This window comes from Hyphococcus aureus (assembly GCF_042643165.1).
Classification (GTDB): Bacteria; Pseudomonadota; Alphaproteobacteria; order Caulobacterales; family Parvularculaceae; genus Hyphococcus; species Hyphococcus aureus.
This window is the reverse complement of record NZ_JBHRSH010000001.1, coordinates 203,679-223,593: the sequence shown is the minus strand read 5'-3', so window position 1 is coordinate 223,593 and position 19,915 is coordinate 203,679. Positions and strand designations below refer to the sequence as shown.

General features: G+C 55.9%; 7 protein-coding genes and 1 tRNA gene. 7 read left to right on the top strand and 1 reads right to left on the bottom strand.

The genetic code is table 11. The features are described from left to right. The first annotated feature begins 99 nt into the window (after window positions 1–99). Window positions 100–10,461, top strand: coding sequence for a hypothetical protein (locus tag ACFOOP_RS01045; RefSeq protein ID WP_379878839.1), 10,362 nt, complete (start codon window positions 100–102; stop codon window positions 10,459–10,461). Window positions 10,462–10,536: 75 nt separating this feature from the next. Here ACFOOP_RS01045 and ACFOOP_RS01040 read toward each other — a convergent pair whose 3' ends face one another. Next, complete coding sequence (locus ACFOOP_RS01040) at window positions 10,537–11,064, bottom strand: MarR family winged helix-turn-helix transcriptional regulator (protein WP_379878837.1); 528 nt, start codon at window positions 11,062–11,064, stop codon at window positions 10,537–10,539. Window positions 11,065–11,347: 283 nt separating this feature from the next. On the opposite strand from ACFOOP_RS01040, the gene ACFOOP_RS01035 reads away from it, so the two are divergent. From ACFOOP_RS01035 to ACFOOP_RS01010, 6 genes are all read left to right on the top strand, one after another. Next, window positions 11,348–13,006 carry a UGSC family (seleno)protein gene (locus tag ACFOOP_RS01035; protein WP_379878835.1) on the top strand — a complete coding sequence of 553 codons (1,659 nt, stop codon included), beginning with the start codon at window positions 11,348–11,350 and terminating at the stop codon, window positions 13,004–13,006. A 346-nt stretch (window positions 13,007–13,352) separates the two neighbouring features. Next, entirely contained in the window at window positions 13,353–14,291 is a 939-nt protein-coding gene (locus tag ACFOOP_RS01030) for an NAD(P)/FAD-dependent oxidoreductase (RefSeq protein ID WP_379878833.1), read from the top strand. Further along, entirely contained in the window at window positions 14,273–15,739 is a 1,467-nt protein-coding gene (gene selA, locus ACFOOP_RS01025; RefSeq protein WP_379878831.1) for an L-seryl-tRNA(Sec) selenium transferase, read from the top strand. The genes ACFOOP_RS01030 and selA overlap by 19 nt, the downstream gene beginning before the upstream one ends. Next, window positions 15,736–17,679, top strand: a complete 1,944-nt coding sequence (gene selB, locus ACFOOP_RS01020; protein ID WP_379878829.1) for a selenocysteine-specific translation elongation factor — start codon at window positions 15,736–15,738, stop codon at window positions 17,677–17,679. The genes selA and selB overlap by 4 nt, the downstream gene beginning before the upstream one ends. Beyond that, a tRNA-Sec gene (locus ACFOOP_RS01015) sits at window positions 17,680–17,775 on the top strand. It abuts the gene before it with no gap. 186 nt (window positions 17,776–17,961) lie between these two features. Beyond that, window positions 17,962–19,899, top strand: coding sequence for an outer membrane protein assembly factor BamB family protein (locus tag ACFOOP_RS01010; protein ID WP_379878827.1), 1,938 nt, complete (start codon window positions 17,962–17,964; stop codon window positions 19,897–19,899). The last annotated feature ends 16 nt before the right edge of the window (window positions 19,900–19,915 follow it).

The following is a 19,915-nucleotide window of genomic DNA, read 5'->3' as shown; positions in this document are numbered from 1 at the left end:
GTGTGATCGCACCATGGCGCCGCCTCCCTGAACCAGACCAAAATTGGGCGACTGGGACGGGCGCGGCGTGCGCCCGTCGATGTAGTTGGAACGGGGCCAATGACCAGCACTTTTAATCGGAAAACCGCAAGTTTGCGTCATCTCATCATGTCGACAACATCGCTCGGCGCGATGTTCGTCGTTTCCGGCGCCGCTATAGCGGCGCCCGTGAGCGATGTCGCCGTTAACGGCACGCAAGGTGATGACACAGTTACTGAAGCTGCGGTTGAGCTGATGCTTGGCGGCGATGAAAAAGTCACCGCGACGGGCGTCAACGCACGTGGGGGCGATGATTCTGTTGATGTTGACTTAATCACCATTGGTGCGAGCGTGAATGATGCGACGCTGGATGCGCTTTCTGTCGGTCTTGCTTCCCCCGCATTAAATATCGGAGCTTTTGCAAATGGAATGCTGGGCGGGGCCGGCAATGATGTGTTGTTCAGCAATGGCGGCGGTGTCTTTTCTTCCGCCAGGGGGAGTATTCTCGACTTTGCAATTATTCAGGAAAACCCGGACGAGTTTTCAACGCTTAATATTGGGTCGCTCATTCAGTCGCGCTCCACTGGCCTGAATGGCGGCGCTGGAGCGGATCATTTAGAGAATAATGGCTCTCTTCGGGTTGAAGCCTTTTCTGAAGGAAAGCGCGACAATGTTAATCTGGTCGGGATTGATGTAATCGATTTTTCCTCCGCCATGACAGTCAACGCCACCGCGACCGGCATGGTGGGCGGCGCAGACGCCAACACATTTATATCGACTGGCTTATTGCAGGTCGTATCCACGGCGCGCACCTTATTGAGCACGACCGATGTCGGCATCATCAGCGCCAGCAACGGCTTGGGCGAAATTTCTTCCGACGCACGGTCCACAGGCATTCAGGGCGGGGCCGACGGGGATAATATCTTTTCCAGCGGCGGCATGGATATCCGCAGCACAGCTGAGCTGGAGCAGACGGATGTTGCGGTTTCTCTGGGAGAGGCGGGGCTCTTTTCCGGTGAAGGCTTCGCCAGAGCCGTTTCTGTTGGAGTGAACGCCGGCGGCGGCGATGACTCCGTCACGCTAAGCAATGGTGAGCACAAAGTTGCGGCGGATATAGATCTCACTTCGACATCGGTGTCTCTTGCGGTTGTCGGCGCCAATCAGGGTGACAGCTCTTTTTCCGGGGCGGCGCGCGCGACGGGCCTGTCCGCCGGCGCTAGCGACGATATTATCGACATTCAGGAAACGGCGTCTCTTGATGTTAAAGCGAAAGCCAATCGCACCATCACCGATCTTTCTTTTACGGGACTTGATGAATCTGTACTCGCCACCTCTGAAGCAAGCGGTCTTAAAAATAAAATTCGGGCGCAGGCTAACGGGATTGTTCTTGGTGATGGCGATGACATTGCTGACGCTTATGGGGCGATCACTGTTGATGCGTTTTCCGATATCGCCTCCATTGGCGTTGCGATGACGGTTGACGCTATTCCGAAAACCGACTGGTCTGACACGCATGTCGATGCAGACATGGTGGCCTTAGCTACCGCTGAGGGCATTGGCGGCGGCGGTGGGGTAGACACTCTGTCGGTATTTGGCGACCTCATAACAACCTCAACGGCGAATTCTCAAATCGATGTCGCCAGCGTGAGTTTCCCAGTGGATGTTCCGGTGCCATCAGTCGGCGCAGCGGGCTCCATTTTCGCTTTTGTCACCGCTGGATCCGAAGCGCGGTCGGCGGCGCAAGGGCTCGATGGCGGCGGCGCCGGCGATATCCTCATCTATAACGGGTCCAACCTGACTGTGAACAGCGCCGCTGATGCGGTCTCGACGCTGGTCTTCCTTGACGCGTCGGTTGCCTTGAAGGCCCCTAAAATCAGTTTGCCATCGGGAGAATTTTCGCTGTTGAAATCGACGGCGAACGCCAACGCGAAAGCGGAGGGTTTCGCAGGCGGCTCTGGAGACGATCAGATTTTATTGGAAGCAGACGCCATCGCCAATGTCTCTTCCATTGCGAACGCTGAAAACACGGCGGTTTCGGTTGAAATGGGCATTGATCTCACCAAAGCAACGAGTGGCGGCGCCCCCAGCATTGGAGTTAATCTCAGCGGTTTTGATACACGGGCTGTGAGCGTCAGCAACGCCTGGGGATTCAACGGCGGCGGAGGTGGTGACGTCATTTTCAGTCTCGGCTCCATGACTGTTGATGCTAATTCTACTGCTAAAAGCGGCTCCTATCATGGCGGCGCGAGCCCAAAGTCCAGTGGAGTTCAGTTCGACGCCATAAAAATGTTCAATCTCGTCGACGCACGCGCGACGGCCAGAGGCATAGCGGGTGGAACGGGTGCTGACACCCTGATCAATATAGGAGAGCTGACGACTGGAGCGGACGCGCATGGAACGATCGAAGATGTGAGCGCCGCCCTTAATTATAGCGGGCCTGTCGATCCCAATGTCAGCACCGGCGCCGTCATCTATGATACACGCGGTAAAGCGCGGTCGACGTCGATCGGCATAGATGCGCTGGCTGGCGCCCTGGGCATAGAAAACCGGGGCATGCTGACAACAAATTCAACAGCGTTGGCTGAAAACCTGGGCATTCAAACGAGCGTCGACTTCGTAACGGCGGGTGGGTCGCTGAATGCTGCGGTCATGCAGACCGATATATACGGTTATGCATCGGTTTACGGTATCAAATCCCAAAGCGCAGCGCCGCTCGCCAATAGCGGCGCATTATCGGCGATTGCTGACGCTACGGCGACCTCAACGACAGTGGATGCGACGATCGCGATTGCGAAGGACGCTGGCGTCGCAGGCGGGGTCAGCCTTCAGAGCTCTAAGCTTGATGCGGTCGCAGCTGGATACGGCATGTGGGGCGCTAGCAAATCGGTTCTCGTGCAAAATATGGGCTCTGTCGAAACCAAAGCCAGCGCAACGGCGGATGCGCTGGCTGTTGATGTCGACATTCAGGCGACAACGATCGGTCTTGCTTTTGATGGGGCTGTTATCGATGCGGCGACTAAAGCCGTTTCAACAAGCACTGGGCTTGGCGGCAGAGGCGGCCGCGTCAAGGTGGAAAATACAGGAACGCTTAGCGTTGCAGCGAATGCTGATGCGGACGCGACCAGTGTAAGTTCTGGTCTTACTGTTGTTCCGCAGGCGGGCCTTGTTCTTTCCGGCGCCTTGGCGGATGCGTCGACAACCGCAAAATCGACCGGTTTCGGCATACGGTCGCAAAGTGACAGCGCTGAGCTGCTGAATGCAGGCGCGGTCTCGATTATGTCTACGGCGCGGTCAAATGCGGATGCGATCAATGCTTCCGCAGGTTTTGTCGGAACTGGTCTCATCATCGATGTTGCAGCCGTCGAAGCGAATAGCAGCGCGGATGCGCGCGCTTTTGGCATGCATGCCAATAATGCGCTCAAAACAGATATCGGAAACGACACGCTTCGGAGCAATGCAAACTTAACGGTGCTTGCGGACGCAGGCGCGGATTCGGACAGCATTACCGCAAGCGTTGATATTGCCCCGGTTGGCGTTTCCGTCGGCGCTGGCGTGGTCGAAGCAGACAGCAATGCAAAAGCAGGTGCCACCGGAATATATAGCGGCCGTGGCGACGATCTCATAGAGTTCACCCAACCGCCATTAGCCCCTCCCACCGGTGGATCGACTTCTGAGGGAGACCCATCAGGCGGCCCCTCTCCGGATGATTTACCCGACCAGGTAATGGCTGACATTACCGCAGTCGCCAAGGTTGACACGACCGCCATCGGCATTGATGTCAATTTTGCTGGCGCAGGAGCCGCAGTCAGCAACTCTATCGCGACAGCACGCTCGTCTGCCGACGCGGATGCGATTGGCTATAATGCTGGCGCTGGCGCTGACAATATCATTGTGAAAGGCGAAACGCATGTTAGGGCTGACGCGAACATCACCGGCGCTGCGGTAACTGTCGCTCTAGCCGGCGCCGGCGTCGGCGCCTCGGGTGGCGTTTCTTGGGTGGATTTGCAGCAGGGGGCGGACGCGCGCGCAGAAGGCTTGCGTGGCGGCGAAGGCGCAGATTACCTGGAAAATCGGGCGACGATTATTACCAACGCCATTTCTGATGTGCGCGGCGTGGGCGTTTCTGTGGGCGGCGGCGTTACGGTGACAGGCGCAGCGTTGGGCGCCTCTATCGCGGATGTAACCACTTTCTCAAATGCGCGTGCGGTCGGAATGGCGGGGCATAGTTTTTCAACGGGTGGTGCGACTTCTGACTATCTATTGAATGCAGGCGCCCTGAAGACAAATGCAGTCAGTGTTGCGAAATCAGATACGATCAGCATTCGCGGTGATGTGGCTTTTGTTCCGCTCAGCTTTTCACTTGCTGAGGCAGGCTCAACAGCTGATTCCTTTGTAAAAGGTATGGCCGGCAGCGGCGGCAATGACATCATCACCAATCAGGAGCAGTTGATTGCATATGGCCGCTCCACAGCAAGCGGTTTTAATCTCAGCGTCGCGCTGGCTGGGGCCGGGCTGGGTGATATATCGACGACCTCAACCTCTACTGCGCGCGGCATAGACGCCGGCGCCGGGATCGACCAGATCAATATTGACGGCCTGATAGAGACGCGCGCCAAGGCGACGACAGGCGCGCAATCGATCGCTGCGACGGGCATAGGGTATTCCGGATCGAAAACAGCCACGTTTGCAAATGCAAATGCGACAGGTGTGCTTGCTGGCGCTGGTGCTGATTATATCCGTCTTTCGGATATGATTTTAACGGAAGCTGTCGCTCGCGTTCATTCGGAGCAGGATGAAGATGGGCTGGCCGATGCCGTGAGCGGAGGCGCGCTCACCCTCAACGTCACGCTGGACGGGGTGAACAACGCCGATATAGGCGCCGATTTTCTGGCGACGGCCACAGGCATTGACGCCGGGACTGATAATGACATTCTTGAATTATCAGAGTTTGGCGCAATCGATGTTGATGCGGTCGCCGATTACAAGGCGAAAATCATTTCTATTGCGCTCATTGGCGGCTCCACCTATTTGGCCGATTTTATCAGCGAAGCAAATGCAACAGGCGTTGCTTTGGGGCAGGGCGCTAATCAACTTACGTCTTCCTCAGGAATCGATGTCTTCGCCAACGCAAAACAAGACAGTTTTTCCTTCGCGTTGACCGGCGCAGGCGCCGAAGGCTCCTCATCGCTGATCGTGGCTGACGCATCAGCTTCTGCAATCGAAGGGGCGAACGGCGTTGATCGTGTGACTATTCTCGGCGGCGCACTGAAGGCGCAGGCAGATGCTGTTAGCGAAAGCATGTCGATAGACATTCAAGGCGGCGGATTTTCGATTGACGGCGCTGGTCTTTCGGCGACAGCGTTGGCGCAGGGAATTGCGACGAAAGGCGGCGTCGATGTCATTTCCGTCGCCGGACCTGGTCTTGATGTCATCTCCAATGCGCGCGTCAATGATGCGGGCGTATCCGTTCAGCTGGTCGGCGCCACTTTTGGCAGCCTTGAAATGGTGGCGCTGGCGAACAGTACGGGTATTGATGCGGGCGGCAGCAATGATTCTGTCTTTAACAGCACAGCGCTCACCAGCACAGCGGATGCCCGAGCGTCGAGCCGCTCGGTTTCTTTTCAAGGGATAGGCTTTGATTCTGATATGGCGAGCCTGTCCGCATACGCGAACGCTGTTGGCTTGTCCGGCGCCGACGGCAGGGACTCCCTGACAAATGACGGGACCATTCTTTCAAAAGCCTATGCACAGATCAACAATAACGGGGTTGATGTCCGGCTGCTTGGCGGAGGAACGGGGAAATCAAACTCGAACGCCTTTGCAACGGCCATAGGTTTAGATGGAGGCAATGGCGGTGACTCGCTGTTCAATGGCGGAGACATTGAAGCGCTGGCTCAATCGCGCACGACCACGAGCAATACTTCAGTGACAATTGTCGATGTCGGCTTTCTTGATTCAACACGGTTTTCATACGCAACGGCGCTCGGCGTCAGCGGGGGGCTCGGCGGCGATTACATCGAAAATAGCGGGTCGATTCGAGCGATTGCAGATGCGGCGCTTTCCAACAAAGTTGTTTCGGTCAATGTCGCGGGCGGCGGACGTTCCGTCAGTTCGCTCGAGACGGTAGCGACCTCCACGGGCATTGATGCGGGCGCAGGCGCCGATCAGGTGCTCCTTGTCGAAGGCTCTACGGTTGATGCGATCACCTGCGCGGCCGCGGTTTATGACGCCGCGACAGACTCCTGCCTTCCTGGCGGATCGAACACCGTCGACATCAATGTAATCGGCGGTAAAGCCTCCGAAGGCGACATCGTTCACAGCGCTCGCTCCTTTGGTGTAGCGCTTGGTGATCAGGCGGACATGCTTTGGGTTTATGGCGATATATTCGCTTCAGCGATAGCCGATGTGCGCAGCAAATCGCTTGCTGCAACCGGGCTTGGCTATTCAGGCGAAACGGCAGACAGTGCTGCGAACGCCACAGCGAAAGGCGTGCTTGGCGGTGATGGAAATGACAGCCTCGCGCTAGCGGGTGAAATTTACGCCAAGGCGTTTTCCAACCTTGAGCCCACATCGATGAATTTAACGCTCGCCGGATACTCCAATTCCGATTTCGTATTCGGCGCCGACGCAGACGCCTCCGCTGTCGAGGCGGGGGAGGGTGATGACACCGTCATATTTGAAGGGAGCCTGCTGAAAGCCTTTTCAGATGTTGAGTTGCATTCAGTCTCGGATACCCAGACCTGGGTCGGGGCCAGCAATGTCGAATCAGTGCTGACAGGAAAAAGCACTGCTGGCGGGTTGTTCGGCGATGCAGGCGCTGACACGCTCATATTGAAATCATTCTCTGACGTTGATGCGCATGCCGATGTCCGTCTGGAGGGTGGGTCAATAACCTATGTTGGCGGCGTCGTGATCGATGGCGGCGTCGCGGCGGACAGCCTGGCTTTCGGTGCGGGCGGCGGAGCTGGCGACGATCAGATCAGCTTCGAATCCGGCAGCGAACAATATGTCTACGCCCATGGCGGGGTTGTCGCCGAAAGCGGCGCAACTATTAGCATCGGCACTTCCAGCGCCGCCAGCGGGTCTGGTGCGAAAGCGACTTCCTATGGCATTCACGGCGGCGACGGCGACGATGTAATTCGCACTGCAGGTCTGATTAACGTCAACAGCGACACCGGCTCCACAGCGCGTTCGATCAGTTACGTCCAACGGGGCGGCAGCCGCGCCAATCTGTATGCAGGCTCGGTGTCCACGGCGACTGGAATTGATGGCGGGGCCGGCGTCAATGACATCGGGAATAGCGGTGACATCTATGCGCTCGCGAAATCGCGTTCTGTGGGCAACGGTGCGTCCATTCAGGGCAATAGCAGCAATTCCACGGCGAAATCGGGCGCTGACACAGAATCACGCTCGACAGCGGTCGGTGTTTCCGGCGGCGATGAACGTGATGTAATAGTCAATACCGGATTGGTTGACGTTGAGGCGAGGGCGGGATCCTTTATTTCCAACAGCGCGTCCAATGGCGGCGTCTGGGTAAAGTCGCAGACAAATTCTCACGTCTACAGTTATATGACGGCTATCGGCATCGATGCTGGCCTCAGCGACGATGATATGGTCATCAATGAAGGAACGATCCAGGTTGATCTCACTTCCGGAAGCGCCAACGAACGCACGCGCGCGCAAAGCTATTCCGGTTACGGTTCGCCTATCAGCGTCAATTCCGATGCAGGCGCTTATGCTGTTGCATCAATGAATAATTTGCGCGCATTCGGTATAAAAATGGGCGCAGGCAAAGGCGAAGTCTACAATAGCGGCGACATAAATGTGGCTGTCGAAACTTTGGCGACGTCTCTGGCCGACACCAATCCGAACGGACTTTCTGGCGCTGACGGATCGGCGACATCGATTGTCGGTTTGTCGGGCGGCTTCATCTCGGGGATTGAGGCGACGGGCTCCGGCGACAAAATCGTAACAAATGACGGTTCCATCTTCGCCCGGTTGCATCCGGGTTCAGGATCAAGCTCTGTTGCTGACGCCGACGGTATTAACTTTGGTTCTGAACCGGATTCAAAAGCCGAAGTTAAAATCACAATCAATAATAATTATGTACATGGCGTGCATGTTGGCGCTGGAAATGACAGCGTCGTTAACAATGGTTCGATCACCGTTCAAAATCTTGTTTACGCAAATCGCGCCCGCGCAGTGGCCGGCCCCGGACAAGGATCTGAATCGGTTGACGCCTTTGCGACTGCTACAGTGTCTATCGACGGCGTTTACGGCTATGGCGTCCGTGCAGATGGCGGCAACAATACTGTTATCAACAATGGCGATATAGACGTTCTGGTTTCACCGCTTGCAGATGCGAGCACAAAAGCCACGGGTAGAGCGTTTGATGGCGATGCTGAGGCGAAATCGACGGCGAGTGTCGCAAATGCCTATGGCTATGGTGTGCTGACTGGCGGCGGCGCGGACATTGTTGTCAATAATGGCGTGATCAATGTCAGTGTTGATCCGATTGTTCGGGCGGATGCGACTGCATCGCCTGGCAGCCATATATTAGGGAATGGCGAAGCAGTTCGCATCGAGCAGGAGGAGCTGTCGAACATCTATTCCTACGGGATCAATTCCGGCTCTGGTGACGACTACGTTTTGAACAATGGGGCGATTACCGCCACCCGCACGCGTGGCGGCGGCAATATTCTTGGTATCGAGACTGGCACCGGAAACGATATCGTTGAGCTCTCTTCGACCTCTATGTTGAGCCCGCATATCAAGCTGGGCTCTGGCGACGACCGGCTGATTTATCATGGCGGCGCATTTATCGGCGGCGCTGTTATCGGTGAAGCCGGCGTAGATACGCTTGAGGTTGTCGGCGATGGCGTTTTTTCCGTATCGGATATTCGCAATTGGGAAAATCTTGAGAAAAGCGGCGCCGGGCATTTCCGCGTAACAAGCCCTGTTTCCTGGCAAAATGTCGTCATCAATGAAGGAACGCTCACCGCAACGGTGCGGCCATCCTCGACCGCAGGTTTGACCACGTTCTTTGATGGCAGCGGCCGGGCGGGGACATTCGAAACTGCAGCTGGCTATACGCTTGGCGGCGCTTTCACGCTGAATGCCGGACCAAATCCTTTCACGGATGGTCAACGCGCTCGCATCATTAACGCCAACGGTCTCAGCTATCAGCCATCGGTGGAAAACCTGCTTTCAACGCCGTTGTTAAGTTTTAGCATGGATGTCACCTTGAACACCGCTGACGCCGTTGCAAGCGTACAGGCGTTTTCCTCAGCCGCTGCAACAGCTGATCAACTGTCTCTGGCGCAATCCTTTGACGATACGCTGGCTGTGGCCGATGAGAATTTTTATGACAGTGATCTCGCGTATACGATGGGCGGGATACAAAAACTTGGTGGGTTTGGCGAGATACGAGCTGCTTATGATGCGCTGTTGCCGACGATTGCAGCGCCTCAAATTTCCGCCGCCGCCGCGGTCTCCGCTGGAGCGAACGACGCCGTGGAAGACACGCTCGGTTTTGCGCGCATGAGCCTGATGAGCAACGAAACAGGCGCTTCCCGGCTCGGATTCACCGGGGTTGATTACTCAGACTATGCAGGCGGTAAAGCATGGAGCGCCAATCTCAGCGGAGATCTTGGCGTTAATCCAACCAACGCCGAAAGCTTCCAGGAAACTGCATACACGTCCTTTGTGAATGGGGTGAATTTCGGGTTTGGTGAAAACAATGTGTTTGGTTTCAGCTATGGCGTGAACAGCGTTTCAACCGAGCGCCGCAATGGTTATCAAGAAGCCGATGAGGATAAATTCGCTTCAATCTATGGTCTTCATATGTTCGGCGACGGTGTCTTTGTGGAGGCTGTCGGCGGCTATGCGACATTGGATACGGGTCGTTTTGATGAAGGCCTTTCAGGGGCGCAGGTTGACCTTGCTGAAGGGAAGGCGCGCAACCTGACTGGTGATGTCCGGTTAGGAAAGATTATAGCCGCAGATGAAAGCCGGTTTGTGGAACTTTATGCGCGCGCCGGATATAACGCCTTCGGTTTTGACAAGACGGAACATACGCACACGCTGGGCTTAGGGCAGTCGGTCAGTTCCGTCGATCAGTCTGCGGTAGAGGCAGGTCTTGGCATGCGCTTCGACGGCGCCTTTGAAAGTGATCGCTTCGGCGCCGTTAAAGCGTCACTGAACATCGAATATGTAAGGGATGTTGACTATAACGCCGGCGGCAGCTGGATTGTTTTTGACGATGCGCCAGAGCATGGTTTTGTTATTGAACGAAATCTTCGCTCAGCAAATGCGCTCCACGCACGTTGGGGTGCTAAATGGATGCTGTCTGATCGCGTTGATCTGGAATTTGTCGGAAAAGGTCAGTATCGCGATACCGGTCCTGAGGGAGCGCTGCGGCTGGAAATGACATCGCGCTTCTGATCCTGGACGGTTATGTGTGTGCTGGGCTATTCGCTTGCTGGAATTTTCCTGCCAGGCGGGAAGTTGTTCCGGTTATCAGGCGGTTTCGGGAGGCAGGCCGCTTTCCAGACGATCTTGAATGAGTTCTAGTAGTTTACTCGTTTTGTCGATGTCGCCTGCAGGTATGTCTTGCAATAGTCGCGATCGCAGCTCGCTCGTAATGGTCATGATTTCGTCCAATATGTTGATGCCTTCCGCCGTTAGACGCAGATGCTTGTTGCGGCGGTCGGAAGGATCAGCCAACCGCTCTACGAGACCGTCGGCCTCGAGCATATCGAGGGTCCGTGTGAGCGTTGGCCCCTCAATGCCAATGCGTTTCGCGATCTGGATTTGCGTGGTGGAGGGCGGCGATGAAAGAATTGTCGCCATCGCCTCCATTCGTGATGCGCTTTGGCCAATTTTGCGGAGGTGCTCGTCAAGAAGCGATCTCCAGATGCGACCTGTGCGGACAATGGAAATTGTCAGTCGCAATTCCGGTGACGAGTAATCCGGTTGCGAAGGAGGCGCATTCCGCTTCGTATTTGTTTTTTTTGCCTTGGCGCGGGTAGTCAGCGGTTTGGTCAAGCTGCGTCTTCCTGTTTTGCGGCCGGCAGATAGCTAAGCGGGCGTCAAAGATTTTCCAGCACTGAACGTTGCGGGCTCAGTATGTCAAGTCGATGATATCATTATCAAGTCATGAGGCGCCGTCTGTTGATATGCCGGGCGATCGTCGCGCTTGACGGAAGGCCTGAGATGGATTGACAGCCGGGCAGCGGCGCAGATAATTAGAATTCTAATGAAGTAGCCTTGCGCGTCGTCATGAACAGCTTAAAGTCAGGCGGCTTGCACCAGCGATTTGGAGATGATGATGGCGGAAAAAATCATTGTTCATGATCCTCGTGGTTATCCACCAAAAGTCGTGGGTAAGCGGCTCGCGAACCGACTGGAGTCGCTGGACGGAAAGGTGCTTTATCTCATTGATTGCCTTTTCGATAACGCAGATGTTTTTATGGAGCAGTTACGGCTCTGGTTCGCGGAGAACTTGCCGGCCGTAGAAACTCGCCTCATCAAGCCGCGTGAAAGCTGGGTCGATGACCCGGACATGCGTGCGAAAGTTGTCGCCGGCGGCGACGCCGCGATTATCGGCGTCGGTCTTTGAAGCACCTGTTGCCCCACGGTCGTGGGGTTCGCACTGGCGCTTGAACAAGACGGGATTCCAACAATCCCGGTCAGCACGCATGTGTTTGCGCGCCTAGCTAAAGCTACGTCTTTATCGGCGGGCATGCCGACGACGCGCAACTGCTTCGTTCCCCAGCCTGTCGTTGGGCGCACACCATCCGAATTGCGCGATTATATCGAAGGCATAGACCCCGTTAATAAGAGACCTTTCATGCAATGCGTGTTAGAGGGGCTTACCCAACCTCTAACCGGTGAAGACATGAAAGGCGCGACCTTTGAACGGTCGACGCCGCGTTTGCTTGAGCCGGATACAGAGGATAATCTCCGTCAGCTATTCATTGAAAACCATTGGACGGATTGTCTGCCGATCATTCTCCCCACCGAGGCGCGCGTGGAGGGGATGCTCAAAGGTAGCAGTAAGCCCGCGGATTATGTGGTCGGGACTATGCGGCCCACGTCGTTCCGCGAGGCGTGGGAATTTGATGTCGAGAAAGTCGCCGTCAACGCGGTCATGGCGGGCGCCCGGCCTGAATATCTGCCTGTGATCCTTGCGCTTTCCGCCAGCGGCGTCTCTGCGCGCTCCAGCAGCACAACCTCCTGGGCTTGTCTGTCTTTCGTCAATGGGCCGATCCGCCAGGAAATCGGCATGAATGACGGCGTCGGCGCTATGGGGCCTTATAATCACGCGAATGCCACGATCGGCCGGGCCTATGGTCTGGTCAGTCAAAACGTTCAGGGCGGGTCTGTTCCCGGCGACACTTATATGGGAACGCTGGGCAACAACTGGGCGTATACGGCGTGCTTTCCTGAAGCGGAAGAACGCAGTCCGTGGACTCCCTTCCATGTGGACCAAGGCTTTAGATCCACAGACAGCACCGTCAGTGTTTTCTTCGGCGGCTGGTACACGCAAGCGGGTTTTGGACCGCGCGAAACCTGGAAAGAAAAATTCATCCGTTGCCTGACGGCGACGGACCATTTCAGTCCGCCTGTCATTGTCATGGACCCTTTGGTCGCGCATGAGTTCAACAAGATGGGTTTCACCAAACAATCCCTGATTGAGTGGTGCGCGGAAAATGCGAAAATGTCGGCTCGTTCTTATTGGGATGACCAATGGATCACGACCCTTATCAAGCCGCATGCTGTTGCAGGCGTTGAGCCTTTTGCAAGCCGTCTGAAAGCCGCGCCGGAAGAGATGATCAGTATTTTTCAGCCGGAAGATTTGAACATTATTGTGCTTGGCGGCGAGACTCAGGGCGCTTTCAAGATGATCAGCGGCCGTTATATGGGCCGGGGTTTTGGCGCCGCCAAGAGTGGCGCCCCGGCAGGTCTCATTGATATCTGGCGCTGATCTGCGTTCGCGGCTTGGGGTTTTCCATGGCGCCCCAGCGTAATATTTTGCGGCGGCGTTTTTTGTGCCGGTAAAGGCCGGATGTGGTCATGATTGTGCGTTGCGGTAGGCATACGCAGCCGCGACTTTTCCCGATATAGTGTTGATGAGAGCGCCATTTTCCAGATGAGGGGCGTGTGTTTCTCTTCTGGGCTGGACGGTTGTCTGATCCGGGCTTAAAATACTTTCGATTCTAATCATTGTAGATATCATCGATTTTAGCGCTATAGAGTGCAAAGGTGGCCAGCCGCTGCGCCGACAGTAATGCGGGCCAGGCGATAAGCCAAACGAACAAAGGAAAGGCATTGTGAGCGGCGAATTTGAAGTGGCGGTGATTGGCGGCGGTCTTGCCGGATTGACCGCGGCGATGACAAGCGCCCGGCTGGGACGGAGCACTGCGGTTTTAACTGGCGGTCTCGCCGGCGGGCAACTGGTCAGCATTGAACATATTGATGGCGTGCCGGGATTCCCCGAAGGCGTGCCGGGCTATGATCTTTGCCCTATGGCTCAGGAACAGTGCGACGCCGCTGGCGTTTCTTTTCTTCAGGACGCCTGTGAAGGGCTTGAACCCGAGAGTGACAAATGGCGGATTGAGACCGCAAGCGGCGCTGTTATTGCGGGCGCAGTGATCATTGCGACGGGATCTTCTTTCGTAAAGCTTGGTGTGCCGGGCGAAAAAGAATTTCAAGGGCGCGGTGTGAGCGATTGCGCCAGCTGCGACGGGCCGCTACTGCGCGGCAAGACGGCGGTTGTTGTAGGCGGTGGCGATTCGGCGATGCAGGAAGCTCTCGCACTCGCCCTTCATGTAGATAAAGTGATCATGATTGAGAACGGCGACACGCTTGCCGGTCAGGTCGGTTACAAGAATGATGTGGAGGCCAACGGCAAGATTGAAGTTCAGACACAAAAAACCGTCACCGAAATTCTTGGGCAGGATGGCGTTGACGCTGTCCGGGTGAAGGATGTGGCGACGGGCGAGGAAATACAGATACAAACGGCGGCGGTTTTCATTTTCGTCGGGCTGGAACCGAACAGTGGATTTGTGAGCAACGCTGTTTCGCTCAATGAAAGCGGGCATGTTACGACTGATGCCTCCATGCGCAGCTCAGCGAAAGGGGTTTTCGCAGCGGGAACAGTCCGAGCAGCGTCTGCATGCCGTGCGGCTGGCGCCATGGGCGACGGTGCGACGGCGGCGACAGCCGCTCACCATTACCTGGCGACTGGCCTATGGCCCGCACAGGATTGACATCTGACGAGGAAGCCGCCGTGTTAAGGTCGGCGCCATCACGACATCCCCGTTTGCCTTCCGTCCACATCGTATCGCAAACCGCTCTGGCTACAGGGCTTATCGAGACTTTCGGGCAAAAGGCAGTCATGGACGCCATTCGCGATGTCCTTGATGACGCCCGCGCGAGAGAAGTGATGCTTACCGCAGATGAAGCGGCGCAAGCTGCCGCTTCGCATATAGCGGTAAGTCAGGTGAGCGGCGTAAAAGTTGTCTATAATCTCACCGGCACGATCCTTCACACCAATCTGGGCCGCGCTCTTCTTGCCGAGGAGGCGATCGAGGCGGCGGACAAAGCCATGCGCAACACCATCGCGCTTGAATATGACTTTACCGGCGGCGGTCGCGGGGAACGTGACGATATCGTCCGCGATCTTTTATGCCGTTTAACCGGCGCCGAGGACGCTACACTCGTCAATAATAACGCGGCGGCAGTGTTGCTGACTTTAAATACATTGGCGGAGGGACGTACGGTAATTGTCTCACGGGGTGAGCTGATTGAAATTGGCGGCGCCTTTCGCATGCCGGATATCATGGCCTCGGCAGGCGCGCAGCTGGTGGAAGTCGGGACGACCAACCGCACTCATTTTCGCGATTATGAGAATGCGATTACGGCGGAGACCGCAGCATTACTGAAAGTCCATACGTCGAATTTCAGGATTGAAGGCTTTACGAAGTCGGTTTCTGCTGGTGAATTGTCGACGCTAGCGAATGAACACAATATTCCGCTTGTTGACGATCTTGGTTCGGGAACGCTGATCAGCCTTTCGGAATTCGGTTTGCCTGATGAGCCGACGGTATCAAAAGCGCTGAGCGCTGGCGCTGATCTGGTGACCTTTTCAGGCGACAAATTGCTGGGAGGCCCCCAGGCGGGGTTTATTGTCGGGCGCTGCGACCTGATTGCAAGCATCAACAAAAACCCTATGAAGCGCGCCATGCGTGTCGATAAAATAAGGCTTGCCGCTATCGAAGCGACTTTGCGCCTATATCAATATCCGGAACGGCTGACCGCACGCTTGCCGACCTATCGCGCCCTGTCGAGAGATATTGACGATATCAGAGCGTGTGCAAACCGGTTGGCGCCACACATGGCGGCGTGCGTTGGCGCGCATTTTTCCGTTGAAATTGGCGCGTGTGAAAGCCAGGTCGGCTCCGGCGCGGTGCCCATAGCGACACTCCCCAGTCTGGGCTTTGTTATCCGTGCCGCATGCAGCCAGCATGAGGGGCGGGCGCTTCAAGGGTTGGCGAACGCTTTTCGTTCCCTGCCGGCGCCGGTGATCGGCAGAATAAAGAACCAGGCTTTCATTCTCGACCTACGTTGTCTTGAGGACGAAGAAGATTTTATTGCTAACCTGGAAAGGTTAGTGACAACAGGCGGGAGCGGCGATCGCGGCGCCGGTCCGACGTGATTGTTGGAGTCGCGGGCCATGTTGATCACGGCAAGTCGGCGCTGGTGCGCTCGCTGACTGGCGTTGATACGGACAGGCTAAAAGAAGAGAAGGCGCGCGACATCTCTATCGATCTTGGTTTTGCATATCTGCCGACCAACAATGGCGATATCATCGGCTTTGTGGATGCACCGGGTCATCATCGTTTTATGCGGAACATGATTGCCGGCGCTGCCGGTATCGATGTCTTGATGCTGGTCGTCGCTGCAGATGACGGCGTTATGCCGCAAACGCGTGAGCATCTCGCTATCGCCGAGTTGCTCGGCATCAAAAAATACCTTGTCGCACTTACGAAAACCGATCTTGTTCCTGATGACTGGCGCGGGGCGATGGCGGCGGAGGTGCAGGAGCTGCTTGCCGAAACAGGATTTGCGGCCGCGCCGGTTTTATCTGTTTCAAGTCTAACGGGCGATGGCATTGACGGCTTGCGCAAAGAATTGCTTTGCATGGCGCCGGCGGCAAAACCGCGCGCGGCTAAAGGACGGTTTCGTCTCGCGGTAGATCGCTGCTTTACGATTTCAGGAGCAGGCACCATTGTGACGGGACCGGTAATGAGTGGATCCGTCTCTGTAGGCGATATAGTTATGGTCAGCCCGGCCGGGTTCTCGGCGCGTATTCGCGCCATTCATGCGCAAAACCGTCCTGCGGAAACCGGACGCTGCGGTGAGCGTTGCGCGCTGAATCTCACGGGCGACGGGATTACGCGTGAATCTATTGGGCGAGGCGATATGATTGTTGACCCCGCGCTCCATGCGCCTGCGGACCGGATTGATTGTCGTTTCAACTTGCTGGCGAGTGAGGCAAGGCCCTTACAGCACTGGACGCCGCTTCGGGTGTATCACGCGGCTGTTGAAGTCAGCGCGCGCGCCGCCCTCCTCCAAGACGAAGCTGTTCAGCCAGGTGCGCAAGGACGCATTCAACTTGTTCTAGAACAGCCGATTGCCGCAGCAGTGGGCGATGCTTTTGTGATTCGCGATACATCAGGTGTGCGAACGATGGGCGGCGGGCGTTTCATCGACCTTAGAGGGCCCCAGCGTCGGCGACGGGCGGCGGACCGGCTTGAGCAACTCTGCGCTATGGAAGTTGACGCCCATGCTGATCGCCTGCGCGCCCTTCTCAAGGTGAAGCCATATTACATTAGTCGTGTTGAGTTTGCTCGCGATCATGCGCTAAGTGAGAGCGCTTATAGCGATCTTTTGAAAGATACGCCGCACACCCTCCTTGGGAGTGACATCGTCATCTCAAAAAGAACATGGCATAAGCTGTGCGAAAATGCGCGTAGCGCGCTGACGGCGTTTCACGAGAAACAACCGGAACAACCCGGTGCGCCTGCGGCCTGTCTTATCGCGGGTTTTGACCTCAAACTTTCTAAAGAGGTCTCTTTGAAAGTGATTGATGCCCTTGTAGAGGCGGGTGTTGTAGTTGCGCAAGGCGGCGCCTTTCGCTTGCCAGAACATGAAAGTAAACTTGGCGGCAAGGATGAAATATCCTGGGCGCGTATGTTGCCGCGACTAAAGGGGGAGGGACGGTTTCGCCCCCCTCGCGTGATCGAATGGGCTGAGATGGTACGCGTAAGTGAGAGCGACATACGCCGCATTTTGAAAACGAAAAGCCGGCAGGGTGAGGTGGTTGAAGTCGTAACGGACCACTTTTATCTGCGTGACTCAATTAATGAGATCGCGTCGATTCTTGGCGAGCTTGGTCATGCAGCGCCGGATGGATTTTTCTCTGCGGCGCAATTGCGGGACAGGCTCGCGAATGGCCGCAAATTGTCAATACAACTTCTTGAGTATTTCGATCGGCAGGGTGTTACGTTCCGGCGCGGCGACATGCGCAGGATTGATGCCCAGCGCCTTGAACAGGCAATGAGTAGCGCGTTCGTCAAATCGACATCAGTGTAAGGAAGAGAAACGTTCCCGGTGGGACGTCCGGACTTCAAATCCGGGTGGGGCTGTCAGCCAGTCTCAGGTGGGTTCGACACCCACTCTCTTCCGCCAACTGTTTAGCCCGCCCAGTTTGGTCATCGCCCTAAATTTGACGAAAAGAGAACTCGGTGCATACGGATGAATGATTGAGGTCCCGGTCAATTGCCATCATACGAAAGCGTCAGTATTCTATATAAGAAGTAAGCGGGTTAGCTTTGTGATGCGATACTCACATCTGGTCAGGGAAGGGGCGTCTCAATGAAAATTCAGGAAACGCTGGGTTCGTTCATTGTTGCGGTTTTGCTGGCCGGGTGCGGGCATATCGGAAATCTGGCTCCAGAATCTGGCGACTGGCCACGTTATGCGCGTGATCTTTCCAGCACACGCTATTCCCCCTTGAAAGAGATAAACCGGGAAAACGTTTCGACATTAACGCAAGCATGGTCGTTCCGTGTCCGTCCTAAAGGGGGCGGCGCCTTGGTCAGTTCTGCTACACCGATTGTTGTAGATGGCGTTCTTTTCCTTCCTATAGGCAATGCTGTCGTCGCGCTTGAAGCGCATACGGGCGCCGAAATCTGGCGTCATAAGGTGACGAACGGGCTTGCGCGGCGCACGGTTTCTTATTGGCCGGGTGAGGGAGATTACAAGCCGCGTATATTTTATTCCACCGGCGCCAGTTTTGTCGCGCTTAATACGCAAACCGGCGATGTTGATACAACATTTGGCGAAGGCGGCGCCATAGCGCTTGGCGTTCCCTATAACGCGCCGCCTACGGTTTATAAGAACGTGCTTATCGCCGGCGCGAACACAGCGGAAATGCAACGCGGAGAACCCGGTGATACGCGTGCTTTTGATGCGCGGACCGGCGCAAAGCTGTGGGAGTTTCACACGGTGCCGCGCCCCGGGGAGCCGGGGCATGAAACCTGGCTGGATGATGGCTGGAAGAACCGTTCCGGCACGAATGTCTGGGTCTGGTACATGACCGTCGACGAGGACAATGACACTCTTTACATGTCCGTCGGCGGCCCCTCTGCGAATTATTATGGCGGTGACCGGCCCGGCGCAAATCTCTTTGGCAATTCTGTCGTAGCTGTAAATGTGCAAACAGGCGATCTCAAATGGTATTTCCAGACCATTCATCATGATTTATGGGATTGGGATTTACCAGCGCCGCCGGTTCTTGTTGACATAAAGGTTGACGGAAAAAAGATTCCGGCGCTGGCGGAAACCGGCAAAAATGGACTGATGTATATCTTAAACCGGGAAACGGGCGAGCCGGTTTTCGGCGTTGATGAAAAAGTAGTTGCGGCCGGGGATGCTCCTGGCGAATGGTATTCGCCGACACAGCCCTTTCCGGTAAAGCCGCCGCAATTATCCCGCGGTCGATGGACGCCCGAAGATATCGTCACTGCTGACGATACGAATGAAGAACACGCGGCTGCCTGCCGCGCCCTGCTCGAAAGCTATGGCGGCGCGTTTTTTAATGCAGGCTCTTTTACGCCGTTCTTTCTTCATGAAGACGGAATGCCCGTAAAAGCCTCCATCAACATGCCCCATAATGGCGGCTCAAATTGGGGCGGCAGCGCCGCCGATCCGAATAGCGGCTATGTGTTTGTGAACACCAGCGAAGGCGGCAGTATCGGCTGGATCGAAAAAAGAAAAGCCGATGGCGATTATGGTCGCGGGACGCAAGGATCAACGCAACTTTATGATCGGGGCAGCCTGTCTGGCCCTGGCGCCTACTCATCCTTTAGCGCCAGTTTTGAAGATGAGAGCGGTCAAAAAGTTGTCTTGCCTTGTATCAAGCCGCCCTGGGGGCGTCTCTTTGCAATTGATGCGAATAGTGGAGAGATCGCCTGGGAAACGAGACTCGGCGTTAGTGAAGCCTTGACCGAAGACAAACAGAAAACGGGAACGCTTAATACATTTGGCGGACCAATCGTGACGGCTGGCGGTCTTGTTTTTATCGGCGCCACAAATGACCACCGTTTCCGTGCTTTCGATGCGCAGACCGGTGATGAATTATGGAGCGCTGAGCTCGCCTATCATGCCCAGGCGGTGCCGATAACCTATCGCGGCAAGGATGGCCGCCAATATGTCGCCGTCATGGCCGCTAATTTTGGCGCCACACCGAGGGGACCGGATGGACGGCCGCTTAATAATGAATCCCTCGTTGTCTTCGCGTTGCCGGAGTAGCTTACGATAAGTTCCC